This is a genomic window from Sphingobacterium sp. 18053 (genome assembly GCF_902706145.1).
GTDB lineage: Bacteria > Bacteroidota > Bacteroidia > Sphingobacteriales > Sphingobacteriaceae > Sphingobacterium > Sphingobacterium paramultivorum.
Map to the genome: position 1 here is coordinate 1 of NZ_CACSJW010000062.1, position 387 is coordinate 387.

General features: G+C 53.2%; 1 pseudogene. It reads left to right on the forward strand.

Features of this window, described 5'->3' with window-relative positions:
• Positions 1-387 (forward strand): annotated as a pseudogene (locus GVK91_RS27290) (translational GTPase TypA); the annotation flags it as partial.

A 387-nucleotide genomic window follows, 5' to 3' on the forward strand; every position in this document is an offset into this window, starting at 1 on the left:
GCGTAGAAGAAACCGAAGACGCCGATGCGTTCCGCGTTTCTGGTCGTGGCGAACTGCACCTGTCTGTTCTGATCGAAAACATGCGTCGTGAAGGTTTCGAACTGGCGGTATCCCGTCCGAAAGTTATCTTCCGTGAAATCGACGGTCGTAAACAAGAGCCGTATGAAAACGTGACTCTGGACGTTGAAGAACAGCATCAGGGTTCTGTAATGCAGGCGCTGGGCGAACGTAAAGGCGACCTGAAAAACATGAATCCAGACGGTAAAGGCCGTGTACGTCCCGACTACGTGATCCCAAGCCGCGGTCTGATTGGCTTCCGTTCTGAGTTCATGACCATGACTTCCGGTACTGGTCTGCTGTACTCCACCTTCAGCCACTACGACGACG